Annotated in this window: 1 protein-coding gene; it reads left to right on the forward strand. The window is 79.6% G+C overall.

Features of this window, described 5'->3' with window-relative positions; genetic code table 11:
* Nucleotides 1–486: hypothetical protein (locus ACUJB0_RS31730; protein WP_444848735.1), on the forward strand; the 486-nt coding region annotated here is incomplete at both ends.

A 486-nucleotide genomic window follows, 5' to 3' on the forward strand; every position in this document is an offset into this window, starting at 1 on the left:
GGCGGCAGCAATGGCGGTTCGACCGGCGGCGCCGGCGGCATGAGCGGCGCGGCAACCGGCAGCAACGGCGGCGACGGCGGCATGACCGGTAACGCGGGCAGTGCAAGCGGCGGCAACGGCGGCATGGCCGGCATGGGCGGTTCGGGCGCTGCGGGCGGCATGGCCGGCAGCGGCTCGGGTGCTGCCACCAGCCGCGGCACTGGCGGCGGCGCGGTCACCGGTTCGGCATCGTCGTCCAATAGCGCCGGCACGCCCGGCGGCTCCGAGACCACGCCCGCCACGCCGCCCGCGCAGACCTCGACAGGCGGCAGCGGCTCGGGCACCGGCGGCGCCGGCACTTCCGGCAACGCGACCAGCAGCACCGGCACCGCCACCGGCGGCGCGGGCGGTGCCGGTGCGGCGGGCGGGACCAGCGGCGCGGGCGCGGCGGGCACGGGCGGCAGCAATACCGCCGGTAACGGCGCGGCCGGCGGTGCGGCCACCAGT

The sequence above is a fragment of the Duganella caerulea genome, from assembly GCF_040362985.1.
Classification (GTDB): Bacteria; Pseudomonadota; Gammaproteobacteria; order Burkholderiales; family Burkholderiaceae_D; genus Rugamonas; species Rugamonas vulcania.